This is a genomic window from Pirellula sp. SH-Sr6A (genome assembly GCF_001610875.1).
In the GTDB taxonomy this organism is placed as follows: Bacteria; Planctomycetota; Planctomycetia; order Pirellulales; family Pirellulaceae; genus JBKCUI01.
In genome coordinates this window covers 314,394-333,594 of record NZ_CP011272.1, presented here as the reverse complement: position 1 = coordinate 333,594, position 19,201 = coordinate 314,394, and the positions used below count along the sequence as shown (strand labels likewise).

Annotated in this window: 10 protein-coding genes; 6 read left to right on the top strand and 4 right to left on the bottom strand. The window is 53.4% G+C overall.

The window, feature by feature from the left end:
* Nucleotides 1–23 precede the first annotated feature (23 nt).
* Nucleotides 24–977, top strand: a complete 954-nt coding sequence (locus VN12_RS01015) for a diacylglycerol/lipid kinase family protein (RefSeq protein ID WP_168164127.1) — start codon at nucleotides 24–26, stop codon at nucleotides 975–977.
* Here the strand turns inward: VN12_RS01015 and VN12_RS01010 are convergent.
* Entirely contained in the window at nucleotides 928–7,263 is a 6,336-nt protein-coding gene (locus VN12_RS01010) for a UvrD-helicase domain-containing protein (protein ID WP_146675083.1), read from the bottom strand. The two genes, VN12_RS01015 and VN12_RS01010, sit on opposite strands and share 50 nt — an antisense overlap.
* A 469-nt stretch (nucleotides 7,264–7,732) precedes the next feature.
* On the opposite strand from VN12_RS01010, the gene VN12_RS01005 reads away from it, so the two are divergent.
* Nucleotides 7,733–8,947 (top strand): hypothetical protein, encoded by a 1,215-nt coding sequence (locus VN12_RS01005; RefSeq protein ID WP_240491280.1) that lies wholly within the window; start codon nucleotides 7,733–7,735, stop codon nucleotides 8,945–8,947.
* Nucleotides 8,948–9,631: 684 nt separating this feature from the next.
* On the opposite strand, the gene VN12_RS01000 is transcribed toward VN12_RS01005, so the two are convergent.
* The 3 genes from VN12_RS01000 to VN12_RS00990 form a co-directional block, all read right to left on the bottom strand.
* Nucleotides 9,632–10,789, bottom strand: coding sequence for a hypothetical protein (locus VN12_RS01000; RefSeq protein WP_146675081.1), 1,158 nt, complete (start codon nucleotides 10,787–10,789; stop codon nucleotides 9,632–9,634).
* 242 nt (nucleotides 10,790–11,031) lie between these two features.
* Nucleotides 11,032–12,462 carry an IS4 family transposase gene (locus VN12_RS00995; RefSeq protein WP_146675080.1) on the bottom strand — a complete coding sequence of 477 codons (1,431 nt, stop codon included), beginning with the start codon at nucleotides 12,460–12,462 and terminating at the stop codon, nucleotides 11,032–11,034.
* A gap of 508 nt (nucleotides 12,463–12,970) precedes the next feature.
* On the bottom strand, nucleotides 12,971–13,717 hold the full coding sequence (locus VN12_RS00990; RefSeq protein WP_205855162.1) for a YggS family pyridoxal phosphate-dependent enzyme: 747 nt from the start codon (nucleotides 13,715–13,717) through the stop codon (nucleotides 12,971–12,973).
* A 126-nt stretch (nucleotides 13,718–13,843) separates the two neighbouring features.
* Between VN12_RS00990 and VN12_RS00985 the strand changes: the two genes are divergently transcribed.
* The 4 genes from VN12_RS00985 to VN12_RS00970 all read left to right on the top strand — a co-directional run bounded on the left by VN12_RS00985 (nucleotide 13,844) and on the right by VN12_RS00970 (nucleotide 19,198).
* On the top strand, nucleotides 13,844–14,458 hold the full coding sequence (locus VN12_RS00985) for a MerC domain-containing protein (RefSeq protein WP_146675078.1): 615 nt from the start codon (nucleotides 13,844–13,846) through the stop codon (nucleotides 14,456–14,458).
* Between the two features lie 76 nt (nucleotides 14,459–14,534).
* A complete protein-coding gene (locus VN12_RS00980; RefSeq protein WP_146675077.1) occupies nucleotides 14,535–15,752 on the top strand; it encodes a molybdopterin molybdotransferase MoeA in 1,218 nt (405 codons plus the stop codon).
* Between the two features lie 99 nt (nucleotides 15,753–15,851).
* On the top strand, nucleotides 15,852–18,191 hold the full coding sequence (locus VN12_RS00975) for an efflux RND transporter periplasmic adaptor subunit (RefSeq protein ID WP_146675076.1): 2,340 nt from the start codon (nucleotides 15,852–15,854) through the stop codon (nucleotides 18,189–18,191).
* Nucleotides 18,188–19,198, top strand: coding sequence for an efflux RND transporter periplasmic adaptor subunit (locus tag VN12_RS00970; protein WP_146675075.1), 1,011 nt, complete (start codon nucleotides 18,188–18,190; stop codon nucleotides 19,196–19,198). Before VN12_RS00975 ends, VN12_RS00970 begins: the two co-directional genes overlap by 4 nt.
* Nucleotides 19,199–19,201 lie beyond the last annotated feature (3 nt).

Below are 19,201 nucleotides of genomic sequence, written 5' to 3'. Positions count from 1 at the left end.
ACAGAAATGGCGGAATACGCTCAATGACTGATCGAAAGAATACCATCCTTATGATCGCAAACCCGAGAGCCGGCCGCAAGCGACCGAATAGTTATTGGAATTCGATGGAAAAACAATTCAAGCGATCGAAAAACGACGTCATTCGTTGGGAAACAACAAGCTATCCGAAACATGCGGAATCACTTGCCTTCCGCGCGAGCTTGGACGGTGTAAGTACGATCATTGCAGTGGGTGGAGATGGGACGATTCATGAAGTTGTAAATGGGATGATGCAAAACCCAGAGAACCGATCCATTTTGGGCTGGATCCCCGCCGGCACCGCCAACGACTATGCCGCATCCTTCACGTGCGAATCGCATGGCAACGAAACACCTTCTCCAACTCTTGTCGATATTGGGATTCTCAAATGGGACGAAGAATGCCGCTACTTCGCGAACGTAGCAGGTATCGGCCTATCGGGCTCCATCGCGGATCGAGCAAGATCGATGAAAAGGTTACCTGCGAGAATTCGCTACACACTCGCATTGCTCCTGCAAACAGGACCTCACTTCGGAACTCGAAACTTTTCCCTCTCCGTCGATCATGACAGGACTCTTCCGTGTGACACACTCATGTTGAGCGTCGCGATCGGGAAACGGGAAGGAAGCTACCCGCTCCATGCTGATGCGAATCCGTCCGATGGCCTCTTCGATTGGCTCCACTTGGGGAAATTAACTCGTTTTGAATTGGCTCGGCATTTCCCCGCGATGTTGCGTGGAAATCTTCCGACGAATCACCCTCATGTCCAACGCGGTCGTTGCACGCGTTTGGATATCTCCTCCTCCGACCCTATCGCCATTCATCTCGACGGAGAAAGTCCCAATGAATCCCCTTGCCCCACAATTCGGTCCCTTTCCATCGAAATCATCCCACGGGCTATGTCATGCCTCATAACTCGATCACTTGATCCTCAGACAGCAATACCAACGCGATCGTAATCTGATTTTCCTTCAAACGATATTGATCGCTGATCGCCCGCCTATAGATCGCTAACTGTGGAAAGTGATACTCTTTTCGGTCGTCGATCCAGTCTGACAAGCTGCACCCATTTGGTCGCTGATCGGTTTTGAAATCAATGATCTCAGCTCGCACGACTTGGTCGCCATCGTATCCAATTACACAGCGATCAATCACACCTCGCAATAAACTATCATCGAGTATCTGCAGCAGTTTGCGTTCATTGGTCACCTCCAATCGCAAAAGCCGAGGACGAATCCAGGAGGCATATCGCGATGAGCTCAGGACCCCTCGAACACCCGGCTGGTTGCTGTACTGGACAAAGCGATCTAACCACTCCAGCATCCGGATCTGTTGCATTTCCTCTTGCGTAAGCGACGCCGCCGCCAGTTCCTTCAACCTTCGTTTATTTATCTTAAAGTCCTCAATCCATCCCGTGATTTCTTCGAACCATCGGTGCACCAGTTTGCCGATGATCGCACCACTCGGGTCATACGATTTCCACTGCGTTCCCAGCACGACCCGATCGGCGGTCTCCTCCTGACTTGGACGCAATACGGAGATCACCCTTTCGTTCGCCTTGGCTCCGCGAAGTCGAATAGGAAGGGTCTTCGCATTTGAAGCCTTTGATACAGATATCGACTCGGTAATCTCCGTTACTGCTTGCTGTTCGCTTGCATCTCGCTCGTCGCTCTCATCGGAAGCATCTGATTGCGAATGAGACTTTTGATACCAGTCCGCATCTCCCCAGCTATGAAGGAGGATTCCAGGCGATTTCCCCTGATCTTGCTTGGCAAACAGTGACTGCAGAACAGATCCCCATCTCTTCTTGGGAGACGAACTAGGCACGGTGTAAAGGTAAAGAGCCTGCCGAGCCCGCGTCAGTGCGACATAGAACAAACAAAGTGCCTCCGCCAATTGCTGCTGCTGGTATTCCTGAAAAGCAATTTTCCACGGCGTATCCAGATAACGCTGAATCGGGCCACTGATGTAACGGGAAACCCCTATAGGAGGCTTCGTTCGATCGCCCAACATCGCGACAAAAGCAGGGACTCGGGCTGTCATCCCTTGATTCAAGGAAGGCAAGAATACTGCGTCAAACTCCAGTCCCTTGGATTGGTGAATGGTCATCACACGTATCTTGCTAGCCCCTGGCAACGCGACTCTTTGTTGTTCAATGAACTCAATGAATCCATAAATATTGTCAACTCGCAATGCATCGAACCGGTATCCAAGCTGGACCAACTGGCGCAATCGATCTTGATCTCTCGCATTGCACTGAGGTGCCAAGGTGTGGGCAAGTTGACTAACCGTGTCTCCGAATCCGAACGCATCAATCCATGATCGAAGCCTGGCCGACATTGCGTTTGCATCCTGCCGCTCCTCTTCAAGAAAGTGGTTGGCGAGCGGAGACTGCGTCACATGAAAAAATGCAAGTGTGTCTGCTGGATGATTGGCGACGCGCATCGCACTTTGCACCAAGAGAACGGGAGCGGAATCGGTCAATGGATTGCCTCCCTCCTGACTCGCTTCGACACCTCGCTCTCGCAGCAAGTGGATGATAGAGCCAATCTCTTGGTTCGTTCGGGCTAGCACTCCGATTTCGATCGAAGGGGCATCTCGATGCAACTGGGCAATTCGGTCAACAACTTCTTCTAAAAACTCATTGGTTTCTGAATCGTCTGTATCGCTGCTGCGTTTCGATTCGACATTCGCATTTCGTAATTCCACATAGCCAGTCAACGTGGTCTTCGCGGTCTCATGCTTCGTGAAGTTTCGCGAAACCCAGTGCGTTACTGCGTCAATGCCGCTCAATTCGCCGTCGCCATCATCGCTGCCGTAAGCAGGGTGCTTATCTAACTGCGTAAAGACGTCATTGACGAAGTCAATCACAACCTGCGAACTGCGAAAACTCTTGACCAATTGCTCCTTCTGGACATTACGGATCTGCACTCCGACCGACTCGAAGATCTCGGAGACCCCACCACGCCAGCCATAGATTGCTTGCTTCGTATCTCCGACGCAAAAGAAGGATGTCCGATCAATTTGATTCTGAACAATCGTCTCCGCGAATGGCTTCACAATCTCCCATTGCACAGGTGAAGTGTCCTGAAACTCATCGAGAAGGAGGTGATTGATGGGACAGTCCATCCGATAGGAAATGGTTGGCATGCTAGGTGCCGCGGAACTATTTTCGGGAGCGTCCGGCTCGCCCTTCGCTTCAGCCTCCTTATTCACCACTAGCCCCCGCATCCATTGCGCCAGCCGTTCCGCGATGTCATCAAACGTAACGGTGCGACGCCTGGTTTTCACCCATTGCAGTTGCTCATGAAAACCCTTCAAAAGATGGTACGCTGCTTCGTTTTGAGCTCGTCGGCTTGCTAGCTCGCCCGCAACCGCTCGCTTGGCCAAAGTTCGTAGAGCTGAGACGATATGCGGGTCTAACTCCGCCCGGTAAAACTTAGGTACTTCTTCACTCGCTCGCTGAACAAGCGTCTGAGAGAGAAAGCTTCCCCACTCTTCACGGTCAAACCAATCGACGGTCTTGTCACGGGAAGCAGCATAGCGAGCGTCCTTGACCTCAGACGCCTTAAAAACTTGAATCGCTTTCTGAACGAGCTCGTCATCCGGGGCGTTGGGGACATGTAAGTTCTTCCAAGCGTCCTCGGTTGTGCGTCGAAACAACTCATACCCAGACGAAACGACGCTATCGATTTCTCGCCGTAAGCTTCGCGTTGCTTCTCCTTTTGACAGCTGCGATATCAGGGAGCGTAAATCGGAATGCGAAATGGTTTCAAACATCCGTGTAATCGCTTCTTGTTTGAGCTGCTCGTATTGAAATGGATCCGACAGACTCCATCCGGGTGGCAGATTGAGCTCCAACGCGAACGAACGAGCGAGCTGAGAATAAAAACTATCAAGTGTGCTGACGCGGAATCGGTGCAACTGCGAACAGAGACGCCCCAATTGATAAATCACGCCGGAACGGTCGATCTGCAACGGGGCCACGACCTCCTGAATCTGTTGGAGTACATCGGGGCTATCTACGGCCTTAGCAAGCCAAATCAGAACGCGATGAAGAATCTCCCCTGCAGCTTTTCTCGTAAATGTCGTAGCCAGTATGGAATCGAGCGACTGCTCGGTGAACAACAATCGCAACGCACGAGAAGCCAAATTGTAGGTCTTCCCTGTACCTGCCGAAGCAAGAATCATCTTGGGTGAAAACCACTCAGCCGGCGCAACGCCTTGAGCAACGACTGGCTTCAGCTCGATCTTGCAAGGGTACGACGGAGGCTTCGGCGACACATGGCTTTGATCAACCGCAGCGTCGGTGGCGGAATCACTTACCTCATACTCTGGTTCATTCTGCGTGTCCGCCTGAGACTCAGCGGCCGTTTCTTGCTCCGCCAATTCTTTATCCCACCGTCTCGCAACCGAACGCTGCGTAATGGCGTTGTAATCGTCCAATGGGTGAATCTGTTTGTACTTGGGAGGCCAAAAGATTCCCGCAGCCACCTTCCTCGCGATTTCTACAGCCGATTCCAAGGCGCTGCGATGCTGTTCAAGCGTAAAGTCTGCGATCGCGAACTGTGTTTCGGATGGATTCTTTGGGAGAAGTATGTAACCAAAGGAAACTTTCGAGAGATCTCGAATCCCTAAAGTCTGGATCAAAAGACCATACAATGGCAATTGCCAATCGATCCAAGTTTCCCCCTTTAGGTGATTCTTCACCGGTAGGTCGGTTTGATCTCCGGTTTTGTAATCCCATACGGTGTAACGATCTTCCGCCGGATGGTAATCGATTCGATCGATCCGGCCATGGACAACCATCCGACTGCCATTTCGAAGATCGAGTACGACCTGGTCCTTTTTCTCAACTTGATGCTCGATCCAACGGATCTCCCATCCTTTCGCAGCCCACTCTGCCTGCTTCTTCGCGAATTCGCTTAACCGCCTTTGAGCCTGTTCTAATTGGATGATCAATGCAGGGGGACGCTGAATACCGAACTGCACCTTAGCGATCCGCTCCAGCTCCACCTTGAGAAAAACCTCGATCTCTTCCGCGTCGGTGCTCTTGGCGACCGGTTTTCCGTGCAACTCCTCCAATACTTTGTGAATAAGATCTCCAAACCCACCTCCGTCTAGCTCTAACTTCTCATGCTCAAATGCCCTGGCCTTTTCAATTCGCCCGAGATAGAAGCGATAGGGACATTGGTCATACTTTTTAAAATCAGTGACCGCCATATCTTGAATGGGCGTCTTCAGCACTGGATAAGGGATGGGTATATTCGTTTGCCCTCTCCTCGGCTTCCAGGCGACAGCTGACTCGAGTTCTAGCGGAGTCGTTTTCGGCTCTAACAACCACTTCACTCGGACGGCCAACTGCTCGACAGGAACGGCGAGCAACAATCGACTAGGAGTCTGGGGATCGCCATCGACGCTCAAAAGATGGAATAAGATTTCGAATCGCTGACGCGTCATCCGCATCGTCATCAACGCATAACAATCGCGCGCGTAACGACGTGCATTGTCCATGAGCCCCAATTGACTGCGCAGTTGGTTGGGCAAGAATGCGTCGCCATTGACGGACTCCGGAACAATTCCATCCTGCAACCCCGTTAGCATCAAAACGGGAGCATCATCATGAGCGAGATCCAACCACCCCAACATCTCAATCTCATTGTCCGCATGGAGCGGCGGAATCTGGATGCTTTCAAGCTGCCCAATCAGCCATGTATATGCCTCGGCAAGACCAACCGAAACGTCCAGATTTTGAGGAATCGATTGCATCTCGTCGAGAATGACATTGATTTGCTGGCTGGATCGAAGGTAGCGATGCCCCAGCGAATCGAGTGGGTTGATCTCCATCTGTGAGTATGCCGTCGCAATGACAGATCGAATCGGTGCAGCCCATTGCTCAAGAGGCATACTCGATACTCGCAACGGTTGCACCCATTCATCCAAACATTTGACAACCGTTTGAAATAGTTCTTTGCCCTGCACGTCAGGCCATTCCAACTGATCGACCGTACGGATCAGTGTCTTTTCTTGATACCGATCCAATGCTGTCAGTAATCCAATCGATCCTTTTTCCGAAGACAGATGCTCAGCTACCGCTGGTTGTTCCCCCAACCACCTCTCAACACTGGGAATCCGCACCAGTTTGTTAAAAGCCTCGATCCCATTCGATGCAACATAATCCAATACCGTTTCCAGTAATTTCATGGGGGGCGACAGGGCGATCGATTCTCCAGGACCGTAACGCAATGCTACACCGAAGTCCGATGCGGTCTCCTGTAGAATTGGGACAATTGCTGGATCGGGTATCCCAACCGTTACGTCGGCAACGGAGTATGCACCACCCAAACGCGCCAATTGCACCCCAAGCTCCTTGGCGGATTCCGTAGGGGTTGATCGTACATGGATCTGATTCGCGTCGATGGGAATCTCAAGATCCTGCCAAAAATCCGGTATCAAGGATCCGTCGGAGTGAAAGCCGCTCTCAAACGCGAGTGGAGCACCGATCAACACTCGTACTTGGGAGGAAACCGCATCGAGAAATCTTCGCTGAGCTCGGTTCAAGTCTACGGCGCCAATCAGGATGATGTCCTTGTCCGTATTCACCTCTTTCTGGTCAATTGCGAATCGACGCGCAGTCTGCAGATCCCACAATCCTGCGATATGAAGCTCATCTAGGTACCGACGCTGAAGCTTGGATAGAACCTCCCATCGCACCAACTCGCGAGCATCGCTGATCTCGTGCGCAACGTCATCGAAATCGATGAGGTCCGATGACAGCTCGCGGTGCAACGCTGACAACATCTTCGCCAGATCGATCCATGGTCGAACATCGCTTCGCTCAGGTAACTCCAACAAGAGAGGTCGCAAAAACTCTGACTCCGCTTCTCGCAACACCTTCGTCCAAGCGAGCGTCTGCTCCAAATCGGTTGCGAAAGGTAGCTTTGCTGAATAAAGCATCTCTGGCAGCTTGCCGACCGTAAGTATCTCCGGCGGCCGCAGAATGAGCGACATCTCCTGAGCTCGCTGGGCTAGGAGCGTCGCGAGACGCCGTCCAGCATAGGCTCCAGGTAGCACGACTAAGCAATGAGACAAGTCCCAGGAATCTCCCCTTTTGAATTGATCCAACAAGTAGTCGCTTGCCGAGTGAAGAATCGGTTGTTCCCAGCCCAAGTAAACGGGTGGAATGGACTGGGTGAGATCGAATAGCGGCCGACGCTGACGATGGGAGATCTTCGGGGTAGGCATGGTAATAGTCGCGTTTGTTCGAACTCGAAAGACTGACGGGAAAACGGGCTCTAACTGGCCGGGGACCCAAGGTCGGAGTTAGCGCATCGGAATAGCGTATCAAACTTCAATGACACGTCTGGTCCTAATCGCGAGTACACCATGCTAGGGAAAAAACATTCTGGAAAGTTTGGAGCGAACCCTCAAGATCGCTGAGGGATCACGATCCCGGTGCTCCGCAACAACTCCATGCGCCCCTGCCCCAAACGCAACATGCTAAGATGGGCTCAGGTTGTGATTTTGCCCACGCGTGTACTCGCCGTTCCTCTGGTCGCTTTGACGATTCCCACGCCATTTTTCCATTCCGCCATACAGGATCGTGTCTGTGTATCGCCATACCTTTTGTCGCCGCACCTTTTGTCGAAGTAGTCTCGCCTCCTTGATCGCATCGTCATTTGGACGTTCAACGAAGGCTCAATCAACCGAGGAGATGCCGCCAATTCGAGCCATCACGCGGGGCCCTAAATTCCATTGGCGCGGATACTACGACAAAGAACTGTTCGACCTAAGCGATCGCTATGTCCTCGCAAACGAAGTGGACTTTGAAGGTAGAACGCCAGAGCCAGAAGATTCTATCCGTCTAGGGATGTTGGATCTTCATGAACAAGACCAGTGGATTGAACTCGGAACGACAAGTGCTTGGAACTGGCAACAAGGATGCATGCTGCAATGGCTTCCAGGTGCGACGGACGCTAACGACCAAGAAGTACTTTGGAACGATCGCGTCGAAGGGAGATTTGTCGCGAAGATATTGTCACTTCGCACCAAAACCGAGCGTGTCCTTCCTTTGCCGATTTATTGCGTTTCCCCTGATGGCTCATGGGGATTGAGCGTCGATTTTCGCCGACTAAATGATTGTCGACCTGGTTATGGATATGCAGGCATCGAAGATCCTTATCAAGAAAAAAAGGCACCGCGAGAAACGGGAATCTGGAAGGTTGACTTAAAGTCAGGTAAATATCATTTGCTGGTAAGTTACCAGCAGATCGCAGAGCAGCCTTACCAATCAGATGTGAAGTTGCAATTCGATCCAAAGAAATCGAAACATTGGTTCAACCATTTGCTAATCGCCCCGGATGGGAAGCGATTTCTCTTTCTGCATCGTTGGCGAGAGACGCCAACAGCGGCCGACAGACTGACCATTTCGAGAACTGGATTCTCAACCCGCATGTGGACCATGGACGCAGACGGTTCGAACGGATACGTGGTCGACCCGTACGGCAAAACCTCTCACTTTGTCTGGCGGGATGGATCTTCGATCTGCGCATGGGCTTGGCACCCTTCCCACCGCGATCGCTTCTACTTGTACCACGACCGAACCTCCAAAGTCGAAGCGGTGGGGCCCGATCAAATGACCACCAACGGTCATAACACATATGTGCCCCGAACGGACAACGATTGGATCTTGAATGACACGTACCCAGATAAAGGGCGGATCCAACATCCGTATCTCTACCAAGTCAGTACGAATAGAAAAGTTCCCATCGCTCATCTACTCTCGCCAGATCGCTACACCGGAGAATGGCGATGCGACAACCACCCGTCATCCAGCCGTAGCGGACGCATGGTTGTCGTCGATTCCACCCACGAAGGTAAAGGTCGACAAGTCTACATGATCGATATCTCTAAGATTCTCGACCTCTGAACTCAACAATCCGTCCCTATCGCCGCCCCAGCCCATCCCAAATAAATTAGTTGCCCCCTCCCCCTAATCCGAGGCACCCACCTATTCCCGATAGTAGGCACCCACCTTTTGTCGGAATGAGTCAATAGCAGGTAGTCAATAGAAGGCACCCACCTTTTGATAGCAGGCACCCATCGTTTGGAGGGGGTGGGGACGGAGGTTGGGGGGAATTGGGGGCGGAATTGGCCTGGGGGGCTGGAATTCGGAGGGATGGCGCTCTCAATTAAGGGCACCCATCTATTCAATCGTTCCTCAAATAGCAGGCACCCACCTTTTTGGGGGGAGGAGTTTTCTCGCGAAGGCGCCAAGACGCAGACATTCCCGATAGTAGGCACCCATCTTTTGATAGAAGGCACCCATCTTTTGGAGCAGTTCAATCGCAGGCACCCATCTTTTGGAGGGGACGGAGGGGGGACGGTGGGGGCGGAAGTGGCCTGGGGGGCTGGAATTCGGGGGGATTGGGCTCGGATGGGCGCAGCGGCGAGCCGGACCCGAGAATGCAGGAGGGCGAAGAGAGGGAGATGGGAGAGCGGGAGACTGGAGAGCGGACGTTCTGGCTCAGGCTCTAAGGTGGGGAACCGGAGCTAGAGGTGCCACTTGCTCCTTGCTCCTTGCTACTGGCCAGTTGTCGCGAAGCGCTCCCCGCTAGGCGAAGCAAGCGGCAGCTTGGCGCTGGCCGCGACTCCAGCGTTTGTGGGTCCGCTCCGCGTCGGCGATCATCGCCTTGGGATTCCCACTACAACGGCTTGTCCCAAAGTACTTCGTGTAGTTCCACACCAAGTCGCACCACATGCTCGGTTCCACTCCCAAGCCGGTAAACAAGGGCTCTAAGGATTCAGGAACCCGACACACGCTCCCTGGCGGATGATCCTTCTGCTTAGCAGTCCATTGCAACAACTTCACATAGTCCTCCAGGTTCATCTTCAAGAACCCTCGGTTGCTGGCGCGCAGACCATTGGTGCTGGCCTGCGGATCAAACGCGTCCACTCCGGGGTCGAGCGTCAAAGGGGCCAACCAGGCGTCTCGGGGGACCAGTGGACGGGGGCCAGTCTGCTTACGAGCCTTCTTCTGCTCCTCGAGCGTCATCTTGGTCCTCCTCGCGATCGATTCCTCCCGGGACAAGGGAATACGATCCAGAGCCGAGGATTCGATCATCGCTCCCTTGGCAGCCTCGATTCGATCAAACACCGACGTGTGCATCGAGAGTTCGATTGTTGCGGCCAGGTTCGCGCGCAAGACATTGAGATCCACATACATGGCGCAGGCCAGCAAACCCGCTTCATCGAGAAGCCGCTTCGCTTTGAATCGGCCATCCCAGAAGCAGCCACTGCATTCATCTTCTGCATTGGCTCGCCTAGCGATGACTTCTGCGAGAGAACGCATGAACCAAGAGATATCGGAGAGTCGGCTGCGATACTCTTGGATCTTCTCGGGATTGGCTACAGCGCTTCGGACATCCTCCTCGTTGGGCTCTGCCAAGACATCGAGGATTCGGGTGCCTGGAAAGAGTCTTAGCCAGCGGGTGGCGACTTCTACGTCGGACCAAGTCTTCACGACATCGGGGCGATTGCGGAGGATGACATGGAGGTGATTGGATAGGACGGCATATTGGAGAACGTCGATACCGAAGACAGAGGCCAGGGACTCCAGGCGCTGGCGAATCCATTCTCTGCGGTGGGTGTAGTCTTTCTGGGTGAGCTCATCGATGCCTGTGAGGAAGGCGCGACGGACACAGCGATGGTAGCAATGAACAAGGCAGATTTCGTCGCTGACGAACTGCTCACAGCGGAGCGTGCTGGACATGGTGGATTTCTCCAAGAAGTTCGGGGTGTAGATCCCATCACCTTATGGGATTGAAGGAAGGGATGCAACCAAATAGGTGAACTTTTTGGAGAGGGGTAAATGAGAGGCACCCACCTAATGGGGGGGAGGGAGGTTTCTCGCGAAGGCGCCAAGACGCAAAAGGGGCTGATTAATAGAAGGCACCCACCTAATTGATAAGGGGCACCCACGAATGGCACTGTAATCGATTTGCGTAAGTCGTTTCATTCAAATCGGTTATCGCCTTTATAGAGTCGCTTTTGGAGTTGTTTTCTGGGTTCGGTCATCAGCGCGTATTGGTCGCGGCGTCGCTTTACAACTCGCGGTTCAATCCGCCCCGGACGGTTGCCAACCTTACAGTTCGCAATCCGCTCGAGGAGAAATCTGGCGTAACGCTCAAGTTGCTTGCCGCGAAGATGAGCCGTCACCTCCTGCCAACTCGCTAGGATGTACTGGCTAGCACAGACGAAGCTGATCTCTCGCGGCCGCTTTCCAGAGAGCGAAGCGGCAGAGCAAATCGTTGTTCGAATCAAGTTGTAGGCAAGAAGCGTCGTCCATAACTCTCGCCTGACCATCTCGGGCGATAAGCATCTCACAAAGTTTAAATTCATAAACGTCTTGATAGAACGGATGTCAAGTTCTGCATTCCAACGAAAGCTAAACAGATCGGATATCTCCTCATAGCTAACACCCTGGTCACCCTTGTGCTCTAGCAATGTTGTCACAATGATAAACGGGCCTGATTTACGGCCCGGAGCTTCGACCGTATATCGCAACTCCCGTAGTTCGATCACGAACGGTAAGGATTGGTACATCTCGTGGCTCATCCAGGCCGGACGAGCGGGACGATACCACTGAATCAAGTGATCTTGTTTACCCAATCGCTTTCCAGTTCGAAAATCTGTGTGTCCCTTCTTCCTGCGAAAACAAACATGAACGTTCAATTTCATGAACATCGCGATCAACCAGTAGTTACAAAAGAAGCGGTCAGCAATCACGATATCTCCCGCTGAAAAACCTTTGAGCAACCGACGCAGAAGACTGGTTTCGCCCGTTTCTTTTCCGCTGAAGGGACCGACCGTTGCATCAAGCAAACAACCTGTGGCCAACGACATCACAGCCAAGACACGAGCAATAGGAAAACCAATCCCTGGCTTTTGGGCAGTATGCTGCGGATACTCTTTCTGGTTCTTTCGCGTATCGGGCATTTTGAAAGTAAATCCATCAATAAGCTTGGCATGCATAGACTTCCAGAGCCATTTGGACTCCACCTTGGCTTCCGCTTCAGAGGCAACACCAAGGCATAGTTCTTTCAAAGCGTCCTCGGGAAGCTTTGCTCTTGCGCGACAGTAGTTCCCCGTATCGGCCCCGGGTGCTGACTTCCCGTGAAGAGTAAAGAATGCCGTAATACGAGCGACGGCGGACTGGCAAGCGGCTTCTTTCCCATCACGCATAATTTGCGACATGAACGCCCACAAGACAATTGCGGTGGAATAGATCCCATTCATCGTGCAACCGTGCTTGCGAAAAACATTTCTGATGTGCTGCTCGCAAAGAATCGATGCAAACGGCAGTCCGGGTTGCAGCAGGAAAGCCTTGATGGAATCTCCAAAGCTGAAATTGGCTTGAGATCGCCTTGGTGGTATAGAGACCAAAACAAAACCCTCCTTGGTTTATGTTTAGGCAACTTAACCAAGGAGGGACGATCAAAATCATAGCCAAGAAAATGGGTTCATAGCCAGAACAATCTTCAAGGCGAGCGAGATTCTAAAGAAAATTCCCGCTCTGTCGCTAGGGGGAACTGCGCGATCATTGGAGATTACAGTGCCATTCGAGGCACCCACCTTTTTGATAGCAGGCACCCACCTTTTGGAGGGAGGTTTCGCGCGACGGCGCCAAGGCGCGATCGGAAATTGGGGTACCCATCTAACCAAGGCCGCCCATCTAACCAAGGCCGGGGAATAGGGGGCACCCACCTTATGAGTGGGTATATGAATAGAAGGCACCCATTTAATTGATAAGAGGCGCCCACCTAATGGGGGGAGGGAGGTTTCTCGCAAAGGCGCCAAGACGCAAAAGGGGAGGGGCGGGGATTCGGGGCACCCACGTAATGGGGCGGAAATAGGAGGCGCCCACCTTTTGTGGGGCGTAGACGCATCGGCATTAGGACACCGTCGAAGAGTGAAACAGTGTGGATCCGAGGCGGACCATGGTCGCCCCTTCCTCGATGGCCCATTCAAAGTCGTTGCTCATCCCCATTGAAAGTTGAGGGAGCTCCAGACCGAACTCTGTCTCGCAATCGTCCCGAAACAACCGTAGTGATTCAAATTCTTTGCGTGTTTGATGTTCGTCGCCGTCCAAGCTCCCCATTCCCATCAGTCCATTAAGCTGGAGCGTCTTCTGTTGCAGATGCCCGTTGTGGGGGGCTTCTCGCTGGAACTCTTTCCAATACTGGAGCAATCGCCTCGCCTCGTCGAACGACAGCCCTGTTTTGGACGCATCACTCGAGATGTTGATCTCGATGAGGATGGAAAGAGGATTCTCGCACCCACGCGAATCATCGATGATCTGTTTTAAAACTCGTTCCGAGTCCACGGAGTGGATACATCGTGCACACGTAAGAGTGCGCGCCACCTTGTTCCGTTGCAAATGCCCGATGAGGTGCCAGCGAATCGGTAAATCGCTTAGTGCGTCCGCTTTCTCCCAAAGCGCCTGGGGCCGACTTTCTCCTAGATCATGACAACCGGCCTCGGCCAGCCAACGCGCTTCCTCGGAACCGACATATTTGGTCACCCCCACTATCGTGACGGCTCCAGCTTCGCGACCAGCTCGCTGGCACGCAGCCGATACCCTCGAAATCGCTTCTTGATAGCGGTCTATCACTTGCATACGGGAAACTGACAACGGCATAACCCCTACGTCTGGGTGAATTTCTGAAGAGAAAAAGTTCTTGCAATCGTATTGCAACAGCGAATCTTTCCGATAAACTTGGAGCCTCTGGAAAAGAAACCTCTCTCCCCGACTGCGAGCTGAATTATGGAGAAAAGCGGAAGCCAATGGAAGGATCGAATGGGAATCGCCGCGTCCGCCTTGTGCGCGGTTCACTGCGCTGCGACTCCTGTTTTGCTCGCATTCCTGCCGACACTTCAGTTCACCGAATGGATGGCGAGCCCACTCTTCCATCAGATTGCTGCGATTATTTGTGTTTCGATCGTTTCGGTTTCGATTCTCCCAGCTTACCGTCGGTTTGGTGATATTCGGGTTCTCACTCTATCCGGAGCTGGATTGGGGATGATTCTGGCAGCGGCCTTTCTGCTCCCGGATCACTGCTGTTCACCATCGGATTTGTCGCATGCTGGGCATGCCCATGCGACTCCTCACGACGAAGAAAACTGTCCCTACCACGACCATAGTCAAGGCACGAGCCTCAGCCACGACCCTGGTTCGCCAGAGACGTTCGTCGCATCAGCCGGATTTTCGGGACTCCCCTGGGAGACTATTCAGCCTTGGATGACTCCGATCGGCGGTGCCTTGTTGATTCTCGCTCATTTCATGAATCTTCGGCGATCGTTTGGAGGATGTTCTTCCAAGTGCGCTTGCCCTCGCCCCGAAGAAGCGATCGAGGAACTCCCGACCGCTCAAGCGGCTTAACGCAATCGAGTGCAGGACGCCGGCAAGGTAGTCTACCAGCGTCGTCGCCCCATCTTTTTTGCTTGGAACTTCCATCATGAACGCAAAGCCATCGATCCAAGATGAGATCGAATCGGTTTTGAAGAGCTTCATGAGTAAGGTTCGCTCTGTCGGCACCGAGCAAGTCCCGTTGTCGGAGGCTTGCGGACGTATCCTGGCTTCCCCGCTCTATTCTTTTCGGCCAAGTCCATCGATAGATGTGTCCGCAATGGACGGTTACGCCGTGCGTATCTCGGATCTCGACGCCGGCGAAATTCCTGTCGCATCGACGCTCGCTGCCGGCATGCCACCCACAACCCTTCCGTCTGGTTTTGCCGTGAAGATTTTCACGGGGGCTGCGGTCCCTGAAGACGCGGACATCGTCATTCGAAGGGAAGATTGCCAGGAGCTTCCAAACCCAAGGGTAACGACCTCCATTCGCGTCAAGATCGCACCAAGCGACTGTCAGCGAGGGCAGAACATTCGTCGGCGCGGAGAGAATGCGCCTTTGGGAGCGGAGATACTTTCGGCTGGTTGTTGTTTGGGGCCGAATGCCATGGCAGGCGTCGCGACCTTTCAAGAAGGAGCACAGCTCTCGGTCTTTCGAAGGCTTCGCGTTGGAGTCATCAATACGGGGGACGAGTTATTGCCACCAGGTGTCCCGATCGAACCTTGGCAAATTCGCGATTCCAACGGTCCTTTTCTGACGTCTGCTTTGCTCAAAACGGGCTGGGCGGAACCTGTTGTAGAACGCGTTCAGGACTCGCTGGAGCAGATTCGATTGGCGCTAAGCGAGAAGATCGAGTCCTGCGATGCCATTCTCTTGACCGGGGGCGTATCCATGGGGGATTCGGATCATGTTCCCGAAGCGATTCGGCAGGCGGGTGCGGAGATTCTGTTTCACAAGCTCCCAATCCGTCCCGGCAAACCGATCCTCGGAGCGATCACAGAGGATGGCAAGCCCATATTGGGGCTCCCTGGAAACCCTGTCAGTGTTGCGGTGACGTTCAGGCGTTTCGCCTACTCGATTCTTCAACAAGCTGGTGGAGGGAGGCCGAGCTTGGGGGCGATGTCCGTTTCTGTTCAAGCGGATGACGACAAGACACTTCCTCTTGTTTGGTTTCGGTTGGTGTCCCAAAACGATCGAGGAGCATTCGTTGTCGAACCTTCAAAAGGTTCAGGAGACATCGCATCGCTGGCCACCAGCATCGGTTTTGTTGAAATTCCTCCGGGCGAGCCGACCACCGGCACCCGTCTTTTCTATCCGTGGAATTAGTTTTCATTTCGTTCCACACACTTGTTGGGACTGTACGGCCCTGCACCGTCTTTAAGCTACTATTGCATTCTGTTCACCGAATATGGTACCCGGTGAACCATGCGCATCGACGGAAATCCACCCATCCAATCCATGTCGGGAGAAACGCGAGCCCACTCGGCACATCGCAGTGACATTGGCGCGTCCATCGACAACGATCGCAGCGAATTCGAGCGACTCGAACCCCATAACGCTGCAGATCGACGCAGCCCTCTTCCGTTGGATTCTGCAGTCGTACAGCAAACGAAAGATCGGATCCGGCAATGGGTCGATGAGATTCAAGAGTCGACGACTCGCCCCATCTCGCCGCGTGAATTTCTCCGTTTCGCCTTGCCACGGATCTTGCAAGCGATGGGAGCCGAAGGGATCGGAGTTTGGGTGTGGGACTCCGAATGCGAGTGGCGATTGTTCGAAGCGTCGCAATTGGCTCGCAACTTATGCCAACCACTTGCATTGCCCGAGTTGACTCGCCATGAGTCGGTCGAACCTCCCTTGGCTCTACTCGATCGATTGGAGTCGGAGTTAGCGACCGTTGTGAGTGACGATGTTGACTCGCGAACCTCGTCGGAGTTTGACGGGAACGAGGCCCTTCTTCCAAGTCACGAGCATCGCCAGCTGCTCGACGCTGTTCGAAAAGAAAACCAACCTGTACTCGTTCCTCCTCGGGACGTAGTGGTAGGTAGCAATCGGCCTCGAAATCCGCTTGATTCTCTGCTTATCCTTTGCCCGATACCGGTCCAGATCGAAGGTGGAGAATTGTGGTTGGAAATTGTTCAGCCTCCGAGCGGCGGCCCATCGAGCCAACGAGGTTACCTGCGCTTCGCGTCGCAGATGTCGGATCTGATCGCCGAGTTCTTTCGGCAGCATCGAACGCGATTGATAGAACAGGAGCGTCGCTACCTGGCGACCACTCGGCTCCTTCTGGACTCGTTTGCAAGAGACCCTCGCACGTCGGTTGCAAAGGCATTGAGCTCCATTCAGATGGAAGAGAACGCGGAGCACGTTGTTTTGTTGCAACGCAGCCGTGCGCGATGGCGAGTTCTAGCCGTGGCTGGGCTCGAAAGACTGGACCGTCGAGCCGATGCTATTTCGTCGACGGAAAAGTTGGTCATGGACCTTGAACGGCAGTCTGGAGGCTCGCGCTGCGTGGAGGGAGAAGCAGACCGCACCGCCACTGGTGACATGACGTGGCGGCAGTCGTTAGGAATCGCTCGATATGTATGGTTGCAGCCCTTCGCAATCGACACGTCCCAAATTGCAGACGGAGGAGGGACTCTACGGAGTCTCTTCGAATCCAAAACGCAATGGTTGCCATCGCGAGAGAACAGCGATCGCGGGTTCAGTCTATTAATGACTTGGTCCGATGGCGTAATTCCTCACAAAGACTGTGCGCCGCGGGCCGCGCTCACCCTCAAGCTTCTCGCCAATGTTCCTAGCTCTTCGAACCCCTTGCGTGATGGAGGGCGTTCCTCGCGGTTCGCCAAGCTCCGATCGCTGGTTGGGGCCAAGGTTCTGATCGGGGCGTCTCTTTTGTTCAGTGTCCTGAGTGTGCTCGCTATTCCAGTCCCCATTCAGATCGAAGCGACCGCAACTTTATCACCGCAATCCGTTCACGAGATCTTTGCTCCCGAAGAGGGGATTGTTACTGAAGTATTGGTACATCGAGGCGAGCGAGTGAAGGCCGGGGATCTTTGCCTTCGGATCACTTCCCCTAAATTGCTTGCCGAACGAGACCAGATGCTCGCCACGCATGCCAAGACCGAGCAGCGCCTGCGAGAGGTCCAGGATAGACTCCTGCGCGACCGATCTTTGCCGGCATCACAACGCGACTCGCTCGAGAGCGAGCGGATGGCGCTCGAAGAAATTCATCGACTTGAAATGTCGACGCTCGCGTTGATCGAATCGCAGTGCCGGTCGCTCTCGGTTACCGCTCCAAGGGATGGAGTGATTGAGACCTGGGATATTGAAACCAAGCTTCAAGATAGGCCTCTTCGCATAGGGCAATGGCTCTTCTCGATCCGCGACGAAACGGATGGCTGGTATTTTGACACGAAGATACCCGAGCAGAAGCTAGAAGAGTTGGTGAATGGAACCAAGGAACAGACTAAAGCGTTTGCACGTCTGCTCGCGTCTCCGCAATCGACGATCGAATTGGATTTGGAAAAAGACTCCAAGTGGCGTACCGAACGTTCTGAAACCGACTCCGAACCGAGATCAGGATCACGTCAGTCATTCGTGACGATAAAGCTAAAGCCGCGTACTTCCATCCCGGCGGACCTCGCGATGACCGGGGCAGGAGCGCGCGTTGCTATCGAAACAGGGCGAGGGCCTTTGGGTTGGGCTTTGGTGAAGGACTTTGTTCAGGGTGTTGTTTACCGAGTGAAAATGTGGATCCCATGATCGCTTTGCATCGACGATTGTTCCCGAAAACGATTTGGCTTCTTCCTCTGGTTGCAACGATTCCTATTTTGTGTTTTCGCGAGGGAGCTTGGGGGCAACAAACTCCTCGACTCGCAGAACGATCGTCGACGAATCCCGCCAACGAGACTCGGGGCACAAACAATCTTTCGCTTCAAGACGGCGAAGGAGCATGGATTCGCTTCGAGCAAGGAATCGTCGTCGCGCCGGAAGTCGTCGAAATCGCCGTTCAAGAAACCGGTACTCTTCTCGAGCTGAAAGTTTCCGAAAACAGTCTCGTCAACAAGGGAGATATCCTCGGACGGTTGAATTCGGACACGCTCGAGTTGGAGAAACAAGTGGCTGCACTGCAGTTTCAAGTAGCTCAGGCGGAGGCAATCGACGAAAGCGATATCCGCTTTGCAGAGATGGTGGTCGAAGAGACTCAGCTGCAGTTCGAAGCATACGAAAAGATGGGAAATAAAGGAGAAGCAAGCCCGATCGAGGTTCGACAAAAGAAGATTGCTGTCGAACAGGCCAAGGTAAGGCTCGTACAGGCCAAGGCAACCAAGGTTCAAAAGGATCTGAAAGCGAGACTTGCGCAAGCCTCCTACTCGGTATCGCAGAAGAAGTTGGATAAGCTGCAGATCGCATCACCCGTTACGGGAATCGTTACGCGGATGGACCACCGACAGGGAGAGTGGATGAGCGCGGGAACCACGGTCTTGCATGTGGTTCGAATGGATGAGTTACGAGTCGATTTCTTTGTCGACCTCGATCGATTTGATCCGAGTGATTTGATCGGATTGCAAGTCGAGATTGGCGTCGCAACCGCAGCATCGCGAGCCTCCAATCGGTTCGTAGGGGTTATATCAGGGTACGCCCCTGAGGTGAGTTCGGCGAGAAAGATCCGCATGTCCGCCACCGTACAGAATCAAAAAACGGACAAGGCGTGGTCACTGATCCCCGGGATGAATGTTTCGCTCCAAACCCATCTGGCGAAAAAGTAAGCG